Source organism: Stenotrophomonas sp. P2112 (assembly GCF_041897515.1).
In the GTDB taxonomy this organism is placed as follows: domain Bacteria; phylum Pseudomonadota; class Gammaproteobacteria; order Xanthomonadales; family Xanthomonadaceae; genus Stenotrophomonas; species Stenotrophomonas sepilia.
The window spans coordinates 3,382,545-3,406,132 of record NZ_CP169216.1 but is presented as its reverse complement, the minus strand read 5'-3'; the positions used below and the strand labels follow the sequence as shown (position 1 = coordinate 3,406,132).

General features: G+C 66.5%; 18 protein-coding genes. 8 read left to right on the top strand and 10 right to left on the bottom strand.

Annotation, left to right across the window (positions count from 1 at the left end; genetic code table 11):
• Positions 1–31 precede the first annotated feature (31 nt).
• Positions 32–1,246, bottom strand: coding sequence for a glycosyltransferase family 4 protein (locus ACEPA4_RS15745; protein WP_219634362.1), 1,215 nt, complete (start codon positions 1,244–1,246; stop codon positions 32–34).
• Positions 1,247–1,257: 11 nt separating this feature from the next.
• Positions 1,258–2,130: a glycosyltransferase family 2 protein gene (locus ACEPA4_RS15740; protein WP_164229953.1), complete on the bottom strand. Its 873-nt coding sequence runs from the start codon at positions 2,128–2,130 to the stop codon at positions 1,258–1,260.
• A 362-nt stretch (positions 2,131–2,492) separates the two neighbouring features.
• Between ACEPA4_RS15740 and pilB the strand changes: the two genes are divergently transcribed.
• Entirely contained in the window at positions 2,493–4,223 is a 1,731-nt protein-coding gene (gene pilB / locus ACEPA4_RS15735) for a type IV-A pilus assembly ATPase PilB (RefSeq protein WP_164229951.1), read from the top strand.
• A 134-nt stretch (positions 4,224–4,357) separates the two neighbouring features.
• Here pilB and ACEPA4_RS15730 read toward each other — a convergent pair whose 3' ends face one another.
• Both ACEPA4_RS15730 and ACEPA4_RS15725 read right to left on the bottom strand, forming a co-directional pair.
• Positions 4,358–5,731, bottom strand: a complete 1,374-nt coding sequence (locus ACEPA4_RS15730; RefSeq protein WP_065178929.1) for a sigma-54 dependent transcriptional regulator — start codon at positions 5,729–5,731, stop codon at positions 4,358–4,360.
• Positions 5,732–5,791: 60 nt separating this feature from the next.
• A complete protein-coding gene (locus ACEPA4_RS15725) occupies positions 5,792–7,405 on the bottom strand; it encodes a PAS domain-containing sensor histidine kinase (protein ID WP_061480577.1) in 1,614 nt (537 codons plus the stop codon).
• A gap of 407 nt (positions 7,406–7,812) precedes the next feature.
• Here ACEPA4_RS15725 and sucC point away from each other — a divergent pair, with 407 nt between their 5' ends.
• From sucC to ACEPA4_RS15710, 3 genes are all read left to right on the top strand, one after another.
• Positions 7,813–8,982 carry an ADP-forming succinate--CoA ligase subunit beta gene (gene sucC / locus ACEPA4_RS15720; RefSeq protein ID WP_005418614.1) on the top strand — a complete coding sequence of 390 codons (1,170 nt, stop codon included), beginning with the start codon at positions 7,813–7,815 and terminating at the stop codon, positions 8,980–8,982.
• A gap of 24 nt (positions 8,983–9,006) precedes the next feature.
• On the top strand, positions 9,007–9,882 hold the full coding sequence (sucD, locus tag ACEPA4_RS15715; RefSeq protein WP_005418610.1) for a succinate--CoA ligase subunit alpha: 876 nt from the start codon (positions 9,007–9,009) through the stop codon (positions 9,880–9,882).
• Between the two features lie 180 nt (positions 9,883–10,062).
• A complete protein-coding gene (locus ACEPA4_RS15710) occupies positions 10,063–11,697 on the top strand; it encodes an NAD+ synthase (protein ID WP_262090270.1) in 1,635 nt (544 codons plus the stop codon).
• Positions 11,698–11,811: 114 nt separating this feature from the next.
• Here the strand turns inward: ACEPA4_RS15710 and ACEPA4_RS15705 are convergent, their stop codons facing one another.
• Both ACEPA4_RS15705 and ACEPA4_RS15700 read right to left on the bottom strand, forming a co-directional pair.
• Positions 11,812–13,017, bottom strand: coding sequence for a lipase family protein (locus tag ACEPA4_RS15705; RefSeq protein WP_139727559.1), 1,206 nt, complete (start codon positions 13,015–13,017; stop codon positions 11,812–11,814).
• A 199-nt stretch (positions 13,018–13,216) separates the two neighbouring features.
• The gene (locus ACEPA4_RS15700) at positions 13,217–14,104 is read right to left on the bottom strand and encodes an outer membrane protein assembly factor BamD (protein ID WP_032960726.1); all 888 of its coding nucleotides are present in this window, start codon (positions 14,102–14,104) and stop codon (positions 13,217–13,219) included.
• Positions 14,105–14,217: 113 nt separating this feature from the next.
• On the opposite strand from ACEPA4_RS15700, the gene rluD reads away from it, so the two are divergent.
• The 4 genes from rluD to ACEPA4_RS15680 are packed head-to-tail and all read left to right on the top strand — an operon-like array spanning position 14,218 to position 16,916.
• Positions 14,218–15,207: a 23S rRNA pseudouridine(1911/1915/1917) synthase RluD gene (gene rluD, locus ACEPA4_RS15695; protein WP_081275742.1), complete on the top strand. Its 990-nt coding sequence runs from the start codon at positions 14,218–14,220 to the stop codon at positions 15,205–15,207.
• Positions 15,207–15,977 carry a peptidoglycan editing factor PgeF gene (gene pgeF / locus ACEPA4_RS15690; RefSeq protein WP_262090273.1) on the top strand — a complete coding sequence of 257 codons (771 nt, stop codon included), beginning with the start codon at positions 15,207–15,209 and terminating at the stop codon, positions 15,975–15,977. Before rluD ends, pgeF begins: the two co-directional genes overlap by 1 nt.
• 20 nt (positions 15,978–15,997) lie before the next feature.
• Entirely contained in the window at positions 15,998–16,504 is a 507-nt protein-coding gene (locus ACEPA4_RS15685; RefSeq protein WP_065178922.1) for a DUF4166 domain-containing protein, read from the top strand.
• The gene (locus ACEPA4_RS15680; protein WP_005418590.1) at positions 16,479–16,916 is read left to right on the top strand and encodes a thiol-disulfide oxidoreductase DCC family protein; all 438 of its coding nucleotides are present in this window, start codon (positions 16,479–16,481) and stop codon (positions 16,914–16,916) included. The genes ACEPA4_RS15685 and ACEPA4_RS15680 overlap by 26 nt, the downstream gene beginning before the upstream one ends.
• A gap of 71 nt (positions 16,917–16,987) precedes the next feature.
• Here the strand turns inward: ACEPA4_RS15680 and otsA are convergent, their stop codons facing one another.
• The 4 genes from otsA to ACEPA4_RS15660 all read right to left on the bottom strand — a co-directional run bounded on the left by otsA (position 16,988) and on the right by ACEPA4_RS15660 (position 23,513).
• Entirely contained in the window at positions 16,988–18,352 is a 1,365-nt protein-coding gene (gene otsA / locus ACEPA4_RS15675; protein ID WP_065178921.1) for an alpha,alpha-trehalose-phosphate synthase (UDP-forming), read from the bottom strand.
• On the bottom strand, positions 18,349–20,130 hold the full coding sequence (locus ACEPA4_RS15670) for a glycoside hydrolase family 15 protein (RefSeq protein WP_139727555.1): 1,782 nt from the start codon (positions 20,128–20,130) through the stop codon (positions 18,349–18,351). The genes otsA and ACEPA4_RS15670 overlap by 4 nt, the downstream gene beginning before the upstream one ends.
• 41 nt (positions 20,131–20,171) lie before the next feature.
• The gene (gene otsB / locus ACEPA4_RS15665; RefSeq protein ID WP_061480563.1) at positions 20,172–20,930 is read right to left on the bottom strand and encodes a trehalose-phosphatase; all 759 of its coding nucleotides are present in this window, start codon (positions 20,928–20,930) and stop codon (positions 20,172–20,174) included.
• Positions 20,931–21,077: 147 nt separating this feature from the next.
• Positions 21,078–23,513: a TonB-dependent siderophore receptor gene (locus tag ACEPA4_RS15660; RefSeq protein ID WP_171955703.1), complete on the bottom strand. Its 2,436-nt coding sequence runs from the start codon at positions 23,511–23,513 to the stop codon at positions 21,078–21,080.
• Positions 23,514–23,588 lie beyond the last annotated feature (75 nt).

Here is a 23,588-nt window from a genome sequence, read left to right as displayed (position 1 = left end):
GGTCCTAGCAAGGTTGCCAAGGCGCGGTAGCCTAGCGGACATTCTGGGGCTCCATGATGGCGCGTAGTTGCTTCGCATAGTCTGCGGCGACTTGCGAATGGTCGAAGCGAGCTACCAGCTCAGGTCGTTGTGCGTGCGCCCACGCTTGCGCCTGTTCCGGTGCACTCAGCAGTTCGATGAGTACGCTTGCAAGCGAAGCTGAGGATCGTTGCGTGGCCAGATAGCGAGGCGGGCCTGCTGGAAATGCATCACGTACTGCCGGCACGTCCGTGGTCACGACCGGGCAGCCGCAACCGAGAGCTTCCACAGTAACCAATCCAAGCCCTTCCTGATCTCCGTTGCGGGCCTCGACGAAGGGAGCGACGAGCGTAGTCGCACGTTGGTAGTAGGCGGGAAGCGCGTTCTGTGTCACCGGACCGACGAAACGGACGTGCTTTTGCAGACCTAATGCTGCCACCTGAGCTTCCCGTTCTGGTAGTTCCGGCCCGTGTCCGATGATGGTGAGGAAAACCTGGGAATGACGAGCCAGAACGAGTGGCAAAGCATCAATCAGGTACGTCAATCCCTTCTTCTCGACCAGTCGTCCGACGAACAGCAGTTCGTTACGTGCCCGCTTCACTGGGGAGGGGACAAAGCGGTGTTGAAGGTCCACGCCCATTGGCGAAACCGCCAAGGGAAGGTTCGCCGCTAATGCGCGAAAGGGTGCCACCATCGCCTGACTGACGACGCTGGCCGCTTGTGCGCGAGCTAGGGAGAATCGTTTCACGGCCGAGAGAAGCCGTCCCTTCAGAGAGAAGAGATCTCCGCCATGAGATGTAATCAGCATCGGGGGGCGGAGGCGTCTTGGCAGCAGCGCGCTTGTGAGTCCCTGGGGAATGATCCAGTGTGCATGCAGCACTTCGTGACGATTTCGCCGCAGCTCGCGTTGCAATGCCCACCACTGACACAGCAGGAACGTGGGCAACAGTGCAAGCATCCAAGGGCGGCGGCGCAAGTTGGAGGTGATGCCACCACCATTGACAAGTTGCTCCATGCCTTCCGGCGCGTAGCGATAGCGAATGACCTGTACACCGTCCAGTTTCTCTTGGGTGGCGGCGCCAGGAGCGTGAGGACATAGCACAGTGACCCGGAAATCACCGGTCAGATGCCGGCTGAGGGCGTGCACGAACCCAGGCTCGGTGTCTCCTTCCCACCGCGGATAGGTGGACGCCACGACCAGCAGCCCCGGAAGAGAGGCGGTCTGCATGCCTCCCTCAGTCACTCGGTTGAGTCCTTCCGCGATGCAAGGTAGGTAAGGCCGGTGATCTGCTCCGATACCAAACCGATAAGGAAGATGATCACCGATGCGCTGAACAGCAGTGTGCTCATATTGGTGAAGCGATGCATGGTCGCGAATGTATACCCGTAGTAACCCAAGCCCAGAAGGAAGAAGGACAGCGCCACGGGTGCGAACAGCTTCAGGGGAGAGTACAAGGTGGCAATCTTGAAGATGATCAGCAGGAAGCGGATTCCATCCTTGATCGGACGAATGTGGCTACCGTTCCCCACACGCTTCGCGACAGGAATGGGGACATAGGCAACAGGGTAGGCGCTTCGGAAGAATGCCATGGTGCTGGTCGTTGGGTAGCTAAATCCGTTAGGCAGCAAATGCAGGAACTCGCGGAAGCGTCGCGCGCGTACTGCACGGAAGCCCGAAGTCAGGTCCATTACTTTGAAGCCGGTCATATGGCTGGCCAGCCAGTTGTAGAATCGATTGGCAAGGCCGCGGTGAACATTGGCTTGGCCGCTGCTGTCGCGAGCGCCGACGACCATGTCGTAGCCTTCGGACAGCTTATCCAGCAATGCCCGGATGTGGGCTGGATCATGCTGCCCGTCGGCGTCCATGAATACCAGAATGTCTCCGCTGGCTGCACGCGCGCCACGTTTGATCGAGGCACCGTTGCCCATCGAATAGGGGCTGGAAAGCACCCGAACACCTTGTTCCCGCGCAATTGTTGCGGTGGCGTCGGTGGAGCCGTCATCGACTACGATGATCTCTGCAAGTGGGTACTGCAAACGAAGTTCCGGCAGCGTGCGAAGAAGGCCTTCGGCTTCATTCTTGGCCGGCAGGATGATGCTGAGCTGATTCAAAGTGTGTCCCCATTTTCCCCGGTGCAATGGTACTCCGCTGCGGTGCCTGAATGGGGCGGGGAAGGAGCGGAAGGAAAGGCATGGGTCAGATCTCCTCCAACCTGAAGTAGTCTGAGGAGCCGCTGCAGATGAAGGCGATGTGGAACATGTGACCAGAAGGGATGTTGGCGGACCGTTGACGGGGCTATCATCCCGGGGGGAGTCAGGATCGTGCCTGCCGGGCTGGGAGTGCCGGGCGAGGCAGTCATGCTGAAGGATTGGCGTCGTCGTCGGCCAGCGGGTCGCGGCAGGTTCTGCTGCCCTGTGCGGTGCCCCTGGAGGGCGCGCCGCACTGCCTGACCCATGATGAGCCAAGGATTCATATGAACGCCGTAACCACCGCCAATCTCGTCGGCATCACCGGCTTGGCCCGTCGCCTGGTCCAGGATGGTGCGCTGGACGAGGCTTCCGCCCGCGACGCCATGGCCAAGGCCGCTGCGGCCCGCCAGCCGCTGCCGACCTGGTTCGCGCAGAACAAGGTGGTTGGGGCTGCTCAATTGGCGGCCGCCAATGCGGTCGAGTTCGGCATGCCGCTGTTCGACGTGTCCACGTTCGACGCCAGCCAGAACGCGATGAGCCTGGTCAGCGAGGAGCTGCTGCGCAAGCACAACGTGCTGCCGCTGTTCAAGCGCGGCGGCAAGCTGTTCGTGGGCACCAGCAACCCGACCCATTCGCTGGACGAGATCAAGTTCCACACCAATCTGGTGGTGGAGCCGATCCTGGTGGATGAAGACCAGATCCGCCGCACGCTCGAGCAGTGGCATGCCAGTCATGACACGCTGGGCGACGCGCTGGGCGGTGACGACGATGGCATTGGTAACCTGGATGTGTCCGGCGGTGACGAGGACATTTCCGGGGGCGGCGACGCCGGCATCGATGCCAAGGGCGATGACACCCCGGTGGTGAAGTTCGTCAACAAGGTGCTGGTGGACGCGATCCGCAAGGGCGCCTCGGACATCCACTTCGAGCCCTATGAAGATGACTACCGCGTGCGCCTGCGCATCGATGGCCTACTGAAGATGGTCGCGCGCGCGCCGGTGAAGCTGAACCAGCGCATCGCCGCGCGCCTGAAGGTGATGGCACAGCTGGACATCGCCGAGAAGCGCGTGCCGCAGGACGGACGCATCAAGCTCAACCTGTCCAAGACCAAGCAGATCGACTTCCGCGTGAGTACGCTGCCGACCCTGTTCGGCGAGAAGGTGGTGCTGCGTATCCTGGACGGCAGCGCGGCCAAGCTGGGCATCGACAAGCTGGGTTACGAGCCGGACCAGCAGAAGCTGTTCCTGGAAGCCATCCACAAGCCGTACGGCATGGTGCTGGTGACCGGCCCGACCGGTTCGGGTAAGACCGTGTCGCTGTACACCGCGCTGGGCATCCTCAACGACGAGACGCGCAACATCTCCACCGCCGAAGACCCGGTGGAAATCCGCCTGCCCGGCGTCAACCAGGTGCAGCAGAACAACAAGCGCGGCATGACCTTCGCCGCGGCCCTGCGCTCGTTCCTGCGACAGGATCCGGACATCATCATGGTCGGCGAAATCCGCGACCTGGAAACGGCCGAGATCGCGATCAAGGCGGCGCAGACCGGCCACATGGTGCTGTCCACGCTGCACACCAACGATGCGCCGCAGACCATCGCGCGCCTGATGAACATGGGCATCGCGCCGTACAACATCACCAGCTCGGTGACGCTGGTGATCGCCCAGCGCCTGGCGCGCCGGCTGTGCAGCAACTGCAAGCGCCCGGCCAATCTGCCCGAGCATGCGCTGCTGGCCGAAGGCTTCACCCAGGCGCAGCTGGACGCGGGTATCGAGCTGTACGAGGCAGTCGGCTGCGATGAGTGCACCGAGGGCTACAAGGGTCGTACCGGTATCTACCAGGTGATGCCGATGACCGACGAGATCGCCACGATCGTGCTGGCTGGCGGCAATGCGTTGCAGATTGCCGAGGCCGCACAGCAGATCGGGGTGAACGATCTGCGCCAGTCGGCGTTGAAGAAGGCCGCTGCGGGCATCACCAGCCTGGCCGAGATCAACCGCGTTACCAAGGATTGAGGTAGCCCGGAGAGCAGCCGAGCATGGGCTCGGCTCTACAGTAGATCCACGCCATGCGTGGATGCCGCGATGCATGAGGTTGCCGGCCAGCGGCCGGCACTACCAGGTTGGCGGGCCCGCGTCGGGCCCTGTGCTTACTCCATCCCCAGCTTCTTCAGCTTGTAGCGCAGCGCGCGGAAGGTGATGCCCAGCTGCGCGGCGGTGCGGGTCTTGTTCCAGCGGTTTTCTTCCAGCGCGCGCTGTATGGCGCTGCGCTCGAGCTGTTCGATGTACGAGGGCAGGGCGGCGTTGCCGGGCTGCAGGTCAGCCACGGCTTCGGCATGTGCTGCGCTGCCGGGCGTGCGCGGGGCATGCTGCGGCAGGCGCAGGTCGTCGGCGCCGATACGGTCTTCTTCGGCCAGTGCCAGCGCGCGTTCCAGGATGTTTTCCAGTTCGCGCACGTTGCCGGGGAAGGCGTACTGGGCCAGTGCGTCCAGTGCCGACGGCGCCAGCAACGGCGTCGGGCGGCCATGGCTGCGGGCCAGCCGTGCCAGCACCGACGCGGCCAGTTCCGGCAGGTCCTGGCGACGCTCGCGCAGCGGCGGCACCCTCAGTTCGATCACGTTGATGCGGTAGTAGAGGTCGTGGCGGAAACGGCCGTCCTCGACCAGTTCGGCCAGGTCCTTGTGGGTGGCCGAGAGGATGCGCACGTCCACCGGCTCTTCGTTGGCCGCACCGACCGCGCGCACCGATTTTTCCTGGATCGCGCGCAGCAGCTTCACCTGCATCTGCAGGGGCAGCTCGGCCACTTCGTCCAGGAACAGGGTGCCGCCATGCGCGGCCTGGAACAGCCCGGGCTTGTCGGCGTGGGCGCCGCTGAAGCTGCCCTTGCGGTGGCCGAAGAATTCGCTCTCCATCAGCTCGCCGGGAATGGCGCCGCAGTTGACCGGCACGAACGGGCCGGCCGCGCGGGCACCCTGGGCATGGATGGTGCGCGCGACCAGCTCCTTGCCCACGCCGGATTCACCGAGGATGTAGACCGGCGCCTGGCTGCGCGCGACCTTGCCGATGGTGGTACGCAGCACGTCCATGGCCGGCGAATCGCCGAGCAGGCGCGCCCCTTGTTCGGCGGCGGGGCCGGGCACGGGGCGCTCGGTGTTGTTGAGTTCCAGCGCGTGCTTGACCAGGCCACGCAGCACGGCGATGTCCACCGGCTTGCTGACGAAATCGAAGGCGCCGGCCTTCAGCGCTTCCACCGCCAAGTCCATGCTGCCAAAGGCAGTGATCATCGCCACCGGCGTGCGCGGGTAGTGCTGGGCGATCTCGCTGACCAGCTCGATGCCGTTGCCGTCCGGCAGGCGCATGTCGGTGATGCACAGGTCGTACGGATTGCTGGCCAGCAGTTCGCGCGCTTCGGCAAGGTTGGCTGCGGTACTGATGCGCAGCCCCATGCGGCCGAGCGTCAGTACCAGCAGTTCGCGGATGTCGCGTTCGTCGTCGACGACGAGGGCGCTGCGGGTTTCGTTCATGGGCGTGAAAGATAAACGAGGGGGCTGGAAGCGACAAATGTTTGACGCACAGAATCGAGATCAGGTGGGCAACAGCGTATGCGGGCCGGGCAACACCAGGCGGAAGCAGGAGCCGCCGGCGGGTACCGGGATGTAGTCCAGCCGTGCCTGGTTGGCCCGGCACAGCTCGCGGGCGATATACAGACCCAGCCCGGTGCCGTGCTCGGACGTGGTGAAGAACGGCCGGAACAACTGCGCGGCCACGCTCTCGGGAATGCCGGGGCCACGATCCATCACGTCGATGACCGCGCTGCGCTCGTGCTGCGCCACGCGCAGGCGCACCCGCGCCGGTTGCTGGCCGATGCGCCCGTACTTGAGCGCGTTGTGCACCAGCACGGTCAGCACCTGGTAGAGGTGCTTGCTGTCGACCTGGGCCAGCACCGAGGTGTCGTTGATGATCGGCTCGATGCTGTCGGTCTCCAGCGTCTGCCCCTGCTTGTACTCCAGCACGAAGCGGCGCACGAAGGCGGCCAGGTCGACGTTTTCGGGCGTGGCGCGCTCGCGCCGGGCCAGACCCAGCACGCTTTCGACGATGCCGTTGGTGCGCTGGCACTGCTGGCGGATGATCTGCAGCAGGCGGCGGTCGCTTTCGTTGAAGCCGGTGCCTTCCTCCAGCAGCTGCACCGCGTAGTTGATCGCGGCCAGCGGGTTGCGGATCTCGTGGGCGAGGCTGGCCGAGAAGCGCCCCATTGCTGACAGGGTGAGCGATTCGGCACGGCGCGAGACCACGCTGGAGTCGTCCAGGAACACCAGGGCCAGCTCGCTGCCGGCCAGCAGGCGCGCAAAGCGGGGCTGCACTTCGGGCTGGTCGGGGTTGAGCTGCAGCGGCAGTTCGTCCTGCGCCCAGCCGTTGCGCCAGCGCTGCAGGCGACGGGCCAGTTCCGGGGCGGCGCTGGCCAGGTCCAGGCGGCCGCTTTCGCCGCTGCCGTCGCTGTCACCGAGCAGCATCGAGGCGGCCTCGTTGGCCAGGGTGACACGGTTGTCGGCGTCGACCACCAGCACGCCGGTGCGCATGCGGCGGATGATCAGCTCGTTGATCTGGAACAGGTTGGCTACTTCGTCGCCGCGCTGGTTGGCCAGCTGCTGGTTGCGGCGCGCGCGGCTGCCGACCTGGTAACTGATGAAGGCCAGCGCCAGGTAGCTGGTGGCGAACATGGCCAGTTCGGCCAGGGTACGGGTGGGATCGCCGCCTTCCAGCAGCTTCCAGGTGTATTCCACGCCGGTGGCGAGGCTGGCGGCCAGTGCCAGGCCCAGCCCCAGGCTGAGCGGCAGCAGGGTGGCGGCAGCGGCGATGTTGAACAGCAGCGACATCGAGATGCCGGCGCTGGCACCCGGCAGGGCATGCGACAACAGGGTGGCGGCGACAATGTCCACCAGCACGCCGCTGACCACGATCGGGCGCAGCCAGCGTTCGTTGCGGCCGATCACCAGCGCCAGCAGCGACAGCACCAGGTAGATGGCGGCGACGGTGTCGGCCAGCCGCGGGTGGTGGGCTTCGCCGACCATCGCCGACAGGGGGCTGTAGAGCAGGGCGGCGATGACCGAGGCGATCAGCACCCGGTACAGCGCGAAGAAATACAGCTCACGCCGCGGAATCGATTCGATGCGGTCGATCAATGAAGCACTGGGTGACACGCCGGAACTCCCCTTCTGGCTGCCTGGGTCTGGAATCTGCGGCGGGCCTGCCCGGCGTCCCCTGAGGCCGGGCGGTACGTCGCTTCGATGTGGCTTGCGGTGGAAGCCGTCGAGCACCCCCGACGCTACACACCCTGGCTGACCAGTATAGGGCCGCCGGCGGGCGCCCGCCGGTGCGGCCCGGATCGCGCATTTGGCCTGGGATGGATACCGCTGGCCAGCCGGCCCCCGGGCGCAACTGCCTGAATGACGGCGGAAATCTGGCCGGGTCTGGCGTTTTGTACAGACTTCTTTGCGCCCCGGCGCCGGCTCGGCCACAATAGTGGGCCCGCCGCGGTCCGTGCCGGTGCCTCTTCGAGGGGGCCCTGAGGAATTGCGTGCGGTCGTTCCTATTCCCACGGTGACGCATGAATTTCCACGAATACCAGGCAAAACAACTGCTTGCCGAATACGGCATCCCGGTCCCGGCCGGCAAGGTCGCGGCGACCCCGGACGAGGCGGTTGAAGTCGCCCAGTCGCTGGGCCAGGGCCCCTGGATGGTCAAGGCGCAGATCCACGCTGGCGGCCGCGGCAAGGCTGGCGGCGTCAAGTTCTGCAAGACCGTCGACGACGTGAAGGCCGCAGCGGCCAAGATGCTCGGCACCAAGATGGCCACCTACCAGACTGCCGGCGTCGAGCTGCCGATCAACCTGGTGCTGGTGACCACCGCCGGTGAGATCGTCAAGGAGCTGTACCTGTCGGTCCTGGTGGATCGCGGCACCCGCACCATCAGCTACATCGCCTCTTCCGAAGGCGGCATGGAAATCGAGCAGGTCGCTGCCGAGACCCCGGACAAGATCCACACCCTGAACGTGGACTTCGTCGAGGGCGTGCAGGGTTACCACGGCCGTGACATCGGCTTCAAGATGGGCCTGACCGCCAAGCAGGCCGGCCAGTTCGCCAACATCATGGTGAACCTGTACCGCATCTTCAACGAGAAGGACCTGGCGCTGGTTGAGATCAACCCGCTGGCGATCCTGGACGATGGCAACCTGTACGCGCTGGACGGCAAGTTCAACAGCGACGACAACGCCAACTTCCGCCACAAGGAACTGGTCGCGATGCGCGACAAGTCCCAGGAAGATGAAACCGAAGTGACCGCTTCGGAGCTGGACATCAACTACGTCACCATGGACGGCAACATCGGCTGCATGGTGAACGGTGCCGGCCTGGCCATGGCCACCATGGACGTCATCAAGCTCAACGGCGGCGAGCCGGCGAACTTCCTGGACGTGGGCGGCGGTGCGAACAAGCAGCGCGTCATCGAAGCGTTCAAGCTGATCCTGTCCTCGGACAAGGTTGAAGGCATCTTCGTCAACATCTTCGGCGGCATCGTCCGCTGCGACATGATTGCCGAAGGCATCATCGCCGCCGTGAAGGAAGTGGGCGTCAAGGTTCCGGTCGTGGTGCGCCTGGAAGGCACCAACGTGGAAGAGGGCAAGCAGCTGCTGCGTGACAGCGGCATGGCCATCATCCCGGCTGACAACATCAACGACGGCGCCAAGAAGGTCGTTGAAGCGGTCAAGAACGCCGCCTGATCCACGACACCGAAGGAAATTCCCATGTCTGTTTTGATTAACAAGAACACCAAGGTGATCGTGCAGGGCTTCACCGGCCAGCAGGGCACCTTCCACGCCACTCAGATGATCGAGTACGGCACCCAGGTTGTTGGCGGCGTGACCCCGGGCAAGGGGGGCACCACCCACATCGACCTGCCGGTCTTCAACACCGTTGCCGACGCCGTGCAGAGCACCGGCGCCAACGCTTCGGTCATCTACGTGCCGCCGCCGTTCGCGGCCGACGCGATCCTGGAAGCTGCGGCTGCCGGCATCAAGGTCATCGTCTGCATCACCGAAGGCATCCCGGTGCTGGACATGCTGCGCGTGAAGAACGTGCTGACCCGTTCCTACCCGGACACCGTGCTGATCGGGCCGAACTGCCCGGGCGTCATCACGCCGGGCGAGTGCAAGATCGGCATCATGCCGGGCCACATCCACAAGCCGGGCAAGATCGGCATCGTGTCGCGTTCGGGCACCCTGACCTATGAAGCGGTCAAGCAGACCACCGAAGTCGGCCTGGGCCAGTCCACCTGCATCGGCATCGGCGGTGACCCGATCAACGGCTTGAACTTCGTCGACTGCCTGAAGCTGTTCAACGAAGACCCGCAGACCGAAGGCATCATCATGGTCGGCGAGATCGGCGGTGACGCCGAAGAAGCCGGCGCCGAGTACATCAAGAACCACGTGAAGAAGCCGGTCGTCGGTTTCATCGCCGGTGCGTCGGCTCCGGCCGGCAAGCGCATGGGCCACGCGGGCGCGATCGCCTCGGGCGGCAAGGGCACCGCGGAAGGCAAGTTCGCCGCGATGGAAGCCGCTGGCGTGGTCACCGTCCGTTCGCCGGGCGACCTGGGCGCCGCCATCGCCAAGCTGGTGAAATAAGATCGGCTGCCTCGCGCAGACGATGCTGTAGAGCCGGCCGCTGGCCGGCTGCCTGAAACAGAAGGGCCGCCTTTGGGCGGCCTTTCTGCGTCTGGCGTGCGGTCAGCCCCCTTTTGCCATGCAAAAGGGATCTGACCCCGGCGTTACAATGGAAGCATTGCAACCACAGGCTGGATTCCCATGGCTTCGATCCGCATCGCGATGGCGCAGTTCGACTTCCCGGTCGGCGACGTCGCCGGCAACACCGAGCGCATCATCGAGATGATCGGCCAGGCGCGCGATGAGTACGGCGCCGAGCTGGTGATGTTCCCCGAGCTGGCGGTGAGCGGCTACCCGCCGGAGGACCTGCTGCTGCGCCCGGGTTTCCTGTACGAGTGCGAGCAGGCGTTGACCCGCATCGCCACCGCCTGCCGTGGCATCACCGCCGTGGTCGGCTGGCCACAGGCGGCTGGCGCGGTGGTCTACAACGCTGCCAGCGTACTGCGTGACGGCCTGGTCGAGCAGACCTACCGCAAGCGCGAACTGCCCAACTACGCGGTCTTCGACGAGCGCCGCTACTTCGACGTCGATCCGGATGGTGGCAGCTGCGTGTTCGAGGTCAATGGCATTCCGGTCGGCCTGCTGATCTGCGAGGACCTGTGGTTCGCCGAGCCGCTGGCCGACACCATGCGCGCGGGTGCGCAGCTGGTGGTGGTGCCGAATGCTTCGCCCTACGAGCGTGGCAAGCATGCGCAGCGCGACGCCGTGCTGGCCGCGCGTACCCGCGAGAGCGGGGCGGCCATCGCTTACCTCAACGTGGTGGGCGGCCAGGATGCGCTGGTGTTCGACGGTGCTTCGGTGGTGGCGGATGGTGATGGCACGGTGCACCCGGCCGCTGCTGCCTTCGTCGACCAGTGGCTGGTGGTGGAGTATGACGGTGAGACCCGCCGCTTCATGCCGCATGTGTGGGTGGACGACGGCGACGAGAGCATGGACGCGCTGGCCTGGCGCGCGGTGACCCGTGGCATCCAGGACTATTGCCGCAAGAACGGTTTCAGGAAGGTGTGGCTGGGCCTGTCCGGTGGCATCGACTCGGCCCTGGTGCTGGCATTGGCCGTGGATGCGATGGGCGCGGAGAACGTGACCGCCGTGCGCCTGCCGTCGCGCTACACCGCCGGCCTGTCCAACGACCTGGCCGCCGAGCAGTGCCGGGCGCTGGGGGTGAAGCTTGAGGCTGTGTCGATCGAGCCGGCGTTCAAGGGCCTGATGGAATCGCTGGCGCCGATGTTCGAAGGCACCGCGCCGGACGTGACCGAAGAGAACCTGCAGTCGCGCAGCCGCGGCGTGATCCTGATGGCGCTGGCCAACAAGTTCGGTGGCCTGCTGCTGACCACCGGCAACAAGAGCGAGTACGCGGTCGGCTACGCCACCATCTACGGCGACATGTGCGGTGGCTATGCGCCACTGAAGGACCTGTACAAGACCGAAGTGTTCGGCCTGTCCAAGTGGCGCAATACCGTGGGCGGCGCACCGGTGATCCCGCCGGCGGTGATCAGCCGCCCGCCGTCGGCCGAGCTGCGCGAGAACCAGCTGGACCAGGACTCGTTGCCGGCCTATGACGTGCTGGACGGCATCCTCTACCGCTACATCGACCAGGAGCAGTCGCGCGGCGAGATCGTGGCCGCCGGCTACGACGCAGCCGTGGTCGACCGCGTGCTGCGCCTGGTGCGCATCAGCGAGTGGAAGCGGCACCAGGCCGCGCCGGGGCCGAAGGTCTCGCGCCGCGCGTTCGGCCGCGAGCGGCGCTACCCGATCAGTAACGGCTACAAGGGCTGAGGCAGCGCTTGGCGGGTCGTGCCGGCCGCTGGCCGGCAACCCCTTGGCCCCTCCCCGGTGGGTGCGGAGCTTGGTCCGCACGATGGTCGAAGATCATCCACGCTTGGCGTGGATCTACCGGACTCCGTCGAGCAACTGTTCGAGACCGGCGGTTTCCGCAGCGTCGTTGAAGGGATCGTCCCCCAGTCGCGCACGTACGAACCACAGGCCATCGGCCGCCGCTGCGTCCAGCGTGCCCCGGTGGTCGACGGGGTAGCGCCGGAACGCGACCGGCTCGCCTCGCAGGGCCAGCCCAGCGGCGTACAGCAGGGTGGTCAGGTAGGGCACATCGCGGTCCTGGCTGCCATGGCCCAACATCAGCGGTTGGCTGAAGCCGCGGCGCGGTACGCCGAGATAGTCGTACAGCACCGCCCAGATGCCCGGCACGCTGGCCAGCGGCGCAGTGAACATGCTGCCGGTGTCGACGCCGTCCAGCGTGGTGGCCAGTTCGCCCAGGCACTGCTCGCGTGCCACCGCCACCCGCGCGCGGCCTTCATCGCTGAGGACGCGGTCGATCTGCGGGGCGACCTGCAGCAGGCCATCGAGCAGATACGCGTGATACGCGTTGAGCGCGCCCGGATTGGCGGTGCGGTTGTCCGGCTTCATCACCAGCGCGGTCAGTTCGACTGCGGTGGGCGTGCCGGTGGTGAAGCTGCCGCGGTACTGCAGCGACGGTCCGCCATAGGTGGGGGCGATGTGGCCCGCCGTGAGCGCGGCGGCACCGCCCTGCGAATGGCCGACCGAGACCCAGCGCGGCGACAGCGTCCCGTTGCCGAGGTACTGGCGGCTGGCCTTGATCATGTCGATGGCGTTGCGCGCGGCAGTGCGCACATGCAGATAGGCATGGTCGCCTGAGCTTCCGAGGCCCTGGTAATCCGCGGCGACCACTGCATAGCCCTGTGCCAGGAACCGATCGAGAAAGCGCCCGTCGCGTTCGGGTTGGTAGGGGCCGGAGACCGAGGGCGCACAACGATCCGCAATGCCCTGGGTGCCATGCGCCCACGACACCACCGGCCAACCGCCGATGGGCGGCGTGCCGGCGGGCAGGTACAGCAGGCCGGTGCCTTCGGCCAGCTGCCCGCGGTGGTCAGGGGTGCGGTAGTGCAGTTTGTAGGCCTGGGCGGCCTGGGACGGCACCCAGGTGGCGCGATAGGGGGCTGCGGACAGCAGTTCGCCCGCTGCGTCCTGTGCGGCGGCCGGCGGCGCCGAGGTCAGCGCCAGCAGCGCGATGGCGAGGAGGCAGGACAGAGGGCGGATACTGCAGCAGGGCAGACGGGCCATGGGGCGCTCCGTGATGGCCGGTGTGGCCGTGGCGCTGCAGTGTGGATGGCCGTGCCCGGGCAGGCTGCGACCGGCGTCGCATCCGCCGTGGATTCGTAGCATTCCTAGGTGCCGGCCCCGGCGCGGGGAGGCGGACGAGGAAAGCAGTCGAGCATGGCTTGACTCTACAAAGAAGAAGGGCCCCTTTCGGGGCCCTCGCTTACTTCTTTTCCAGTCGCGCGTTGCGCTGGCCGGTGCTGGCGGACTTCTCGCCGGCGAACGGGTTCAGCTTGCGGATCATCCACGGGTACTTCGGCCACTTGCCTTCCAGCCACGGGTGGTCCGGCTGGTTCAGCTGCAGGACGCGGCGGGCGTCGTCGGCCAGGGTCTTGTTGCCCAGGTGGGTGTAGGAATCGGCCAGCACGGCCACGGCGTCGTACTGGAAGGCGCTCTGCGGGTAGGTTTCCAGCAGGTAGTTGGCGCGGCCCACGGCTGACACCCAGGCGCCGCGGCGCATGTAGTACAGCGCGTTGTCCAGCTCGTGCTGGGCGAACACGTCACGCAGCTCCAGCATGCGCTGGCGCGCATCGGCGGCGTAGCGGCTGTTCGGGTAACGATCAACCACGATGTTGAAGTCCGAGTACGCCTGGTGCGGCGTGGACAGGTCGCGGCGGCTGGCATCCAGCGACCATACGCGGCGCAGGAAAACCGTACTGCGGTTGGAGTTGGCCAGGCCGCGCAGGTAGTACAGATAGGCAATGTTGCGGTGGGTCGGGTAGGTACGGATGAAGCGGTCGATGCTGGACACCGCGTCATCGTGCTTGCCGGCCTTGTACTGCGCGTAGGCGGTTTCGATCATCGCCTGCTCGGTGTACGGACCGTACGGATACTGGGCCACCAGACGGCGGAAGCTGGCTTCGGCGCCGCTCCAGTTGCCGCCCTGCATCAGCTTGTGGCTTTTCTCGTACAGCTGTTCGACCGGCACGCCTTCATCGGGGCGATCACCCTTCTTGGCGCCGCGATGGCAGCCGGTTGCGGCGATGACCAGCACCAGCAGCAGGGCGGTGAGGCGGACGGGCGCGGAGAGCATGGCGGAGCGTCGGATCATGGGGTCGAGGCGGGACGCGGCTGGAATACGAAGGGTCGATGATAGCCTAGTGTCCTGTCCAGCGACTGAAACCGGCCGCCGGGACCCCAAAATTTCAAAGAATGCCCCCTGCCATGTCTGAACAACCCTCTGAATCGGCCCGCCAGGCCATCGTCCCCGACACCGCCGCCGGCCGCCGTTTCGACGCGGTCGTGGCCGAACTGTTCCCCGAATACTCGCGCTCGCGGTTGACCGAGTGGATCAAGGCCGGGGAGGTCCTGCTGGACGGTGCCCGGGTGCGCCCGCGCGATCCGCTGCGCGGCGGCGAGGTGGTGACCCTCAACGCGGTGCTGGAAACCCAGACCGATGCCCAGCCGGAGGACATCCCGCTGGACGTGCTGTTCGAGGACGAGCACCTGCTGGTGATCAACAAGCCGGTGGGCCTGGTGGTCCATCCGGGTGCCGGCAACCACAGCGGCACCCTGGTCAACGCGCTGCTGTTCCGCGATCCGTCGGTGGCGGTGCTGCCGCGCGCCGGCATCGTGCACCGCCTGGACAAGGACACCAGCGGCGTGATGGTGGTGGCCAAGACTTTGGAAGCGCAGACCGCGCTGGTCGAGCAGCTGGCGGCACGTGACGTGCACCGTCAGTACCTGGCCATCGTGATGGGCGCTTTGGTGGCCGGTGGTACAGCCGATGCCCCGATCGACCGCCACCCGCGCGACCGCCTGAAGATGGCGGTGCGTGAGGACGGCAAGGAGGCGGTGACCCACTACCGCCTGCGCGAGCGCTTCCGGGCACACACCGCGCTGGAGTGCCGCCTGGAAACCGGCCGTACCCACCAGATCCGCGTGCACATGGCGCACGTGCGCCATCCGATCATCGGCGACCCGCTGTATGGCGGCGCGCTGAAGCTGCCCAAGGGCGCCAGCGACGAGCTGGTGGCCGCGCTGCGCGGCTTCAAGCGCCAGGCCCTGCACGCCGAGACCCTGGAGTTCATGCACCCGATCACCGGTGAACCGGTGCGCAACACCGCGCCGGTGCCGGAGGACATGCTGCACCTGATGAAGGTGCTGCGCGAAGACAGCGAAGCCTTCGCCGCCCGCGAGCGGGACCGCTGGTGATGGCGGCCGCGCTGCCGTTGCTGCAGGCCGACTGGCCGGCGCCCGCAGGCGTCCATGCGCTGACCACGCGCCGGCACGGTGCGGGCATCTCGCCGGCGCCGTTCGCGCAGTTCAACCTGGGCAACCGGCACGCGGCCGATGGTGATACCCCAGCCAACGTTGAGCACAACCGCCAGCTGCTGCAGCAGGGGCTGGCGCTGCCGTCGGCACCGCACTGGCTGCGCCAGGTGCACAGCAGCACCGTGCTGCGCTTCGATGCACCGCCGGTGCCCGGCGCGAGCGAGCCGGTGGCCGACGCGGCGGTAACCTCGGTGCCGGGCGTGGTGCTGGCGATCCTGACCGCCGACTGCCTGCCGGTGGTGTTCGCCGCGGCGGACGGCAGCGAGGTGGGCGCGGCCCATGCCGGCTGGCGGGGGCTGGCCGACGGCATGCTGGAGGCCACGGTGGCCGCCATGCAGACGTCGCCGGCGCAGCTGCGGGCCTGGTTGGGCCCGGCCGCCGGGCCGTCCGACTATGAGATCGGCGAGGAGGTCTATCACGCCTTCGTCGGCCATGATCCCGCTGCTGAGGGGGCGTTCGTCGCGACCCGTCCCGGACACTGGAAAGTGGACCTGTTCGCGCTGGCGCGGCAGCGCCTGCAGTCTGCGGGGATGGACCCGGCACAGGTGTATGGTGGCACGGTGTCGACGATGGCCGACCCGGACCTGTATTCGCATCGGCGCGATCGTCGCACCGGGCGCATGGCGACCCTGGCCTGGATCGCGCCCTGACTCCGCCGCTGTTCGCGCGCGTGCTGGGGCCGGCCTTTGCCACCCTGGCAGGACCGGTGCAGGCGCTGCATGCCGCGCCGTTGCCCTGCCGCTACGTGGGGCGGGCGCGTATCGTGAGGGGGCGGCACTGGCTGGTGCCGCTGCTGGCTGCGTTGGCGCGGTTGCCACAGGACGGTGACGCGCTGCCCACCGAGGTGGCGTTCAACCGCTACCGGCAGGGCGAGCAGTGGGCGCGGCGGTTCGGCCGCTGGCCAATGGTGTCGCGGCTGTGGGCGCACGACGGGCATCTGCGCGAGCAGCTGGGCGCGGTGCGCTTCGAGTTCGCGCTGCAGGCCCGCGACGGTGGTATCGACTGGTCGGTGCGTCGGGTCTGGGCGTTCGGGCTGCTGCCGCTGCCGACGCGTTGGTTCGGCGGTGTGCGCTGCCGTGAAGCCTGGCAGGGCGAGCGCTACACTTTCCTGGTCGATGTGACGCTGCCCTGGGCCGGAGCCCTGATCCGCTATGAAGGTTGGCTCGAACCGCAGTGACGCTGCCGCCGAGGCGGGCAGCGCGGTGGTCGTGTTCGATGGCGTGTGCGCACTGTGCAATCGCTGGGTGCGGTTCCTGCTGCGTTTCGACCGCAGGGGGCGCTACCGCTTTGCAGCGATGCAGGGGCAGAAGGGCAGCGCGATGCTGCGCGCGCACGGGCTGGATCCGCAGGACCCGATGTCGTTCCTGCTGCTGGATGCACAGGGTGCCTGGACCGACACCGATGCGATCCTGCGCGTACTTGCGGGGCTGGGCGGCGCCTGGCGCCTGGCCGGCGTGCTGCGGCTCGTGCCGCGCGGCTGGCGTGATGCGGCGTATCGCGCGCTGGCACGCAACCGCTACCGCTGGTTCGGTCGGCATGACACCTGCCATCTACCCGCACCGGAACAGGCCGCGCGGTTCCTGGATTGACGAAAAAGGGGACGGAGGGGATTAAGTCGTTTGTGCATAAACGACTTAATCCCCTCCGTCCCCTTTTTTCTTCAGCCTTCCAGCGCGTCGAGGTAGCTGCGGCGCCAGTGGTTGATGTCGTAGGTGCGCAGATGTTCCATCATCGCGTGCCAGCGTTCCTTGCGCCTGCTCAGTGACATCGTCGCTGCGGTGGCGATCGCGTCGGCCACGCCGTCGAGGTCGTGCGGGTTCACCAGCAGTGCCTGCTTCAGTTCGTCGGCGGCGCCGGCCAGCAGTGACAGCACCAGCACGCCGGGATCCTCCGGGTCCTGCGAGGCCACGTATTCCTTGGCTACCAGGTTCATGCCATCGCGCAGCGGCGTGACCAGGCCGACCGCCGCCGCTCGGTAGAAGCCGGTGAGCGTGGCATGGGTGAAGTTCTGGTTGACGTAGCGCAGTGGCGTCCAGTCCGGCTCGGCGTGGCCACCGTTGATGTGGCCGGCGATCTGTTCCAGTTGGCTGCGCAGCTGTCGGTACTCGGTGACATCGCCGCGCGAGACCGGCGCAATCTGCAGGTAGGTGAGCGAGCCGCGCTGGTCGGGGTGACGCTGCAGGTAGCGTTCGAAGCCGAGGAAGCGTTCGGGCAGGCCCTTGGAGTAATCCAGGCGATCCACGCCAATCGCCAGCTGGCGGTCCCGCAGGCTGCTGCGCAGGTTCTTCACTGCGGCCTTGGTGGCGGCGGTGCCGGCCTGGCGTGCGATCAGGTCGGTGTCGATGCCGATCGGGAAAGCCGCCGCGCGGAATCGGCGCCCACCGGGTGCTTCCAGCTCACCGTTGTCGAGCACGCGGCCACCACCGAACAGGCGCAGGTAAGTCTGGAAGCGATCGGCATCGCGCTGGGTCTGGAAGCCGACCAGGTCGTAGGCGTACAGCGCGGAGAACAACCGCAGGTGGTCGGGCATGGCCTGCAGCAGGTCGGCCGACGGCATCGGAATGTGCAGGAAGAAGCCGATGCGGCAGCCGATGCCGCGCTCGCGCAGCAGTGCGCCGAGCGGGATCAGGTGGTAGTCGTGGATCCAGACGATGTCGTCCTCGCGCAGCAATGGTGCGAGCTTGTCGGCGAACAGCGCATTGACCTTGTGGTAGGTCTCGCGGGTGCCGCGGTCGTAGTCGACCAGGTCCAGCCGGAAGTGCAGCAATGGCCACAGCGTGCGGTTGGCGAAACCATTGTAGTAGCCATCGACCTCGCGCTTGCTCAGGTCCATGGTGACGTAGTCGATGTCACCATCCTTCTGCCGGTGCAGCGTGCCGCTGCCTTCCTTTACGGTCTTGCCGCTCCAGCCGAACCACAGGCCGCCGCGCTCCTTCAGGGCGGCCAGCAGGCCGACCGCCAGGCCGCCTGCGCGGTTCTCGCCGGGCACGGCCACACGATTTGATACCACGACCAGACGACTCACGATGCCTCCTGCCAAGACCGCGACAGGCGCATCGCGGCGGTGATCAGGCCGACATGCGAATAGGTCTGCGGGAAGTTACCCCAAGCCTCGCCGGTGTCGAAGGCCAGATCCTCCGACAGCAGGCCCAGGTGATTGCGCTGCTTCAGCAGCAGCTCGAACATCTCGCGCGCCTCGTCCAGGCGCCCGATGGCGGCCAGTGCGTCGATGTACCAGAACGTGCAGATGGTGAAGCTGGTTTCCGGCTCACCGAAGTCATCCGGAGCGACATAGCGGTACAGCGAGTTGCCGTGCTTGAGGTCACGGCCGATGGCTTCGACGGTGGCGATGAAGCGGGCGTCCATCGCGTCGATGAAGCCGATGTCGGCCAGCAGCAGCAGCGAGGCGTCCAGGCGATGGCCACCGAAGGTATCGGTGAAGTGGCCCAGCTCTTCGCTCCACGATTCGGCCATGATGCGCGCGTGGATGGTGTCGGCACGTGTGCGCCAGTAGTGGGCGCGGTCATCGCGCTTCAGCCGCACGGCGATCTTGCACAGGCGGTCGCAGGCGGCCCAGCACATCGCGCTGGTGTAGGTGTGTACCTCGGTGCGGCCGCGGAACTCCCACAGGCCGGCATCGGGTACGTCGTGCAGGGCGAAGGCCTGCTCGCCGAGGGGTTCGAGGCGGGCGAAGGTGTGCGCATCACCCGGGTCCTGCAGGCGCCGGTCGAAGAACAGCTGCGTGGACGCCAGCACGACGCTGCCGTAGACATCGTGCTGGCGCTGCACCCAGGCCAGATTGCCGCGTCGTACCGGGCCCATGCCGCGGTAGCCGGACAGGCTGGGGACCTCATCTTCGTCCAGCTTGGCTTCGAAGCCGATGCCGTACAGCGGCTGCAGCGTGCCGTCGGTGGTGGCCAGGTTGAAGATGTAGCCGAGGAACTGTTCCATCGTGCGCGTGGCGCCGAGGCGGTTCAGCGCCCGCACCACGAACGCCGCATCACGCAGCCAGCAGTAGCGGTAGTCCCAGTTGCGCACGCTGCCGGCGGCTTCAGGAATGGAGGTGGTCATGGCCGCGATGATCGCGCCGCTGTCCTCGTACTGGCACAGCTTCAGCGTGATCGCACTGCGGATCACCGCGTCCTGCCATTCCAGCGGAATGGACAGGTAACGCACCCATTCGCGCCAGTAATCGCGGGTACGCTGGAAGGCCTCCTGCACATAGCCGCTGATCGAACGGTTGAGCGATTCATCCACGCCCAGGATCAGGTGGATGGGATGGTTGAGCACGAACGGCAGGCCATCGCGCACGAAGCGCACCGGCACGTCGGTGGTCAGCCGCAGCACGTGTTCGGGCAGCACCCAGCGCACATGGTTGCTGCCCCAGGTGGATTCCGGAACGCGCGCGCCCCAGTCCGCCAGCGGGCGTGCGCGTACGGTGATGCGCGGGCTGCCAGCCAGCGGACGCACCTGGCGGATCAGGCTGACCGGGCGGTAGAAACGGTCGTTCTGGCGCCAGCGTGGGGCGAAGTCGAGGATTTCCAGTTCGCCGCCGTGCATGTCGCGCAGCACGGTGCGCAGGATCGCCGTGTTGGTCAGGTATTCCTGCTCGCTGCTGGCGAAGTCTTCCAGCTCGATGGCGAAGTCGCCACCGGTCTGCTGGTTGGGGCCGAGCAGCGCACAGAAGGTAGGGTCGCCGTCGAAGGTGGGCAGGCAGCTCCAGACAACGCGGGCACGTTTGTCGACCAGGGCGCCGAAGCTGCCGTTGCCGACCACGCCCAGATCAAGATCGGGTTGGGTCATCACGCGGTACATCTCGGTTGCGGCCGTGGGGGTTGGCCGGGTCAATAGGCATTCTCACGCAGCCAGGCGTGCACGCTGCGTATGTCGGGCAGCGCGAACACCGCCGCGCTGGGTTCACGTTCGCCCACCAGCACGCTCCAGCCATGCTGGCCGTTGGCGGCATCGAAACCGAACTCATCGGTCAGGTCATCGCCGAGGAACACCGGCAGGCGACCGCGGAAGGGCAGGTACTGCATCATCCGAAGCACCGCACGGCCCTTGTCGGTGCCGACGGGCACGAACTCGACCACATGGTCGCCGGGCTGCAGGCGGTAGCTGGCACGGCCCCGCACGTGGCGGTCGGCGAAGGCGCGGACGTCCCTGGCTGCATGCGGCGCGCCGCGCCAGTGCAGGGCCAGGCCGACACCCTTGTCTTCCACCAGCACGCCGGGATGGCCGTGGGCGAAGCGCATCGCCTGCTGGTGCAGTGCGTGCAGCCATTCGGCGGTGTCGTCGTCGTGTTCGTCGCGCAGTACGCGGCCATCCTGCCCACGCAGTTCATGGCCATGCAGGCCCGCAGCAGGCAGTTGCAGCGGAGCGAACAGTTGATCCAGCTGTTCGAGCGGGCGACCACTGACCAGTGCCACGGCACCTTCCAGGCGGTCGCTGATGCGGCCGATGGCTTCGCGCACATCCGGCAGCAGCTGCACGGCATCCGGGCGTGCAGCGAATTCAATCAGGGTGCCGTCGACATCAAGGAACAACGCGCAGGCGTCATCCAGCAATGGCGGCGGCGGACGCAGGGGGAGCGGTTCAGCCATGACGCCCAGCTTGCCAGCGTGGGCGTGTACGTGGGGTCGAGGGCAGGCTACGGATCGGGGTAGTGCCGGCCGCTGGCCGGCAACGTGTCAGTCCTTGGATGCACCCTGCGGTTGCCGGCCAGCGGCCGGCACTACCGGGCTGGTGAATCAGAACGTATAGCGGACGCGGCCGTAGTAGTACGCACCGTTGCTGCCGATCGGCGACAGCACGTCGTACGGCAGGTTGCCGAAGTAGTGAATATCGCTGTTGGATCGATCCGGATAGTTGTCGGTCAGGTTCTGCCCGCCGAGAGCCACGCTCCACTGCGGGGTGATGCGGTATTCGACTTCCGCATCCAGCTGCCACTCGGCCTGGTAGGTCTGGCGCGGGATGTAGCCGTCACCGAAGTTGAACACGCGGGTGGCGCTGCCATAGCGGTTCACGCGGGTGCTCAGCGACCAGTGGTCGTTGCTCCATGCGGCCGAGAAACTACCACGCGTGCGCGGCGTGGCGTCGGTCAGCGTGTTGGTCTCTTCGATGCCGAACAGCACGTAGTCCGGATTCAGCGCGCGCAGCTGGGCCGGGGTGGCCAGCACGTTCTTCAGCGTGGTCTTGGTATACGCATAGGTGCCGGTCAGCAGCAGCTGGCCATCGCCCAGCGACTGGCGCCAGTTGCTCACCAGCTCGGCGCCACGGGTGCGGGTGTCGGCGGCGTTGACGAAGAAGCTGGCGCTCTGCAGGCCGCTGACGCCGTAGTTGGCGGCCACGTAGTCGGTCAGTGCATCACCGGTGATGCTCTCCGACAGTGCAATGCGGTCATCGATGTCGATCTGGAAGAAATCCAGCGAAAGGTCGAAATGCTCGCCGATGCGGCTGGTGAAACCGAGCGAGGTGTTCAGCGATTTCTCTGGTTTCAGGTTCTGCGCCCCCAGGCCGCGTGCGATCGGATTGTTGACTGACAGCAGACGGCCCTGCACCAGCTGGCCACCTGCGTTGTAGCCGGTGGAGGTGGACTCGTAGCCGATCTGTGCCAGCGACGGCGCACGGAAGTTGTTGGAGATGGCGCCACGCAACGCGAACGCCGGGGTGAATTCGTAGCGCAGGCCGAGCTTGCCGGTCAGTTCACCGCCGAAATCGTCGTTGTGCTCGTAGCGCGCGGCCAGATCGGTGGAGAACTTTTCGCCGAACTGGCTGGACAGGCTGGCATAGGCGCTGGCCACATCACGCGACAGGGTGGCTGCATCCTGCGGGGTCAGGCCACCACCGGCCTGTGAACCGGTCGGGCGGTCGGTGTACGGGCCGGCCGCATAGCTGGCCGGGTCGCCGGGGCGGGTCTGGTAGCGCTCATGGCGTGCTTCCACGCCCAGGCCCAGCGTGTGGCTGATGCTGTCGCTCTGGGTGAACACGCGGCTCAGATCGAGATTGCCCACCGTCTGTGCGTACTGGTAATCGGCGGTCTTGAAGCGGGTCGGGCTGGTCGGGCCCAGCGACGCGTTGAGCGAATCACGCAGGCGATAGGTGAAGTCGTTCTGGCCGTAGTCCAGGCTGCCGTCGTAGCTCCATTCACTCCACTGCCCGCGCACGCCGGCCACGGCCTGCACGTCGCGGTTCTCACCTTCGGAGATCGGCCGGTAGCCGTTCGGATAGACCTGCTTCCAGTTGGCATCGCCATCGGGATAGCGGAAGTAGTTCGCGCCTTCGGTATCCCGCTGGTTGAAGGTACCGAACGCGTAGAACGTCGAGGTCTGGCCGACCGGGATCTCGGTGTTCAGCCACAGGTTGATGTCCTTGCTCTTGCCATCGCCCAGCACGTAGTTGCGCTTGCCCTGCAGCGCCAGGTTGCCCGGGGTCTGGTCCCATGGCGGAATCTGGTCGAAGCCGGCGCGATTGGTGCCGTTGCGGTGCTTGTATTCCAGGCCGACGCGCAGGAAGCCGCCGTCTTCGCCCAGCGAAGTGCCGACCTTGGCGCTGAGGTTGCCGGTCTGGCCGTCGGTGAGGGTGCGGCCGATCGGCTTGAGGTCGGTGTGGTTGGCACCGTAGCTCGCCTCGATCTCGCCGCCGTCACCGCCGTTGTCGAGGATCACGTTGATCACGCCGGCCACGGCGTCCGAGCCGTACAGCGCCCCGGCGCCATCGCGCAGCACTTCAATGCGCTTGATCGCGCTGACCGGAATCGAATTGAAATCGACCGGGGTGGTGCCCTTGCCGATCTTGCTGTCGGTGTTGACCAGCGCGGTGTGGTGGCGGCGCTTGCCGTTGACCAGCACCAGCACCTGGTCCGGCGACAGGCCACGCAACTGCGCGGCGCGCACATGGTCGGCGCCACCGGAGTTGGACTGGCGCGGGAAGTTGAACGACGGCAGCAGCGCCTGCAGCGCGCTGCCCAGCTCACCGTTGACCACGCCCGCCTTGCGGATGTCCTCGGCGGTGAGCACATCCACCGGCGAGGTGGATTCGAGCACGGTGCGGTCGGCGGCACGGGTGCCGGTGACGATCACCGTATCCAGGTTGGTGGCGTCCTGGGCCAGGGCCGGGGCGGCGGCGGAGGAAAGCGCGAGGGCGATGGCGAGGCCGAGCGGCGACGCGGGCAGGCGGGCGGACATGGGGGCTCCAGCAACAACGACGACGGGGGAAGGGGAGACAGTTTCACTTACATCCATCCGGATGAAGCGATATAT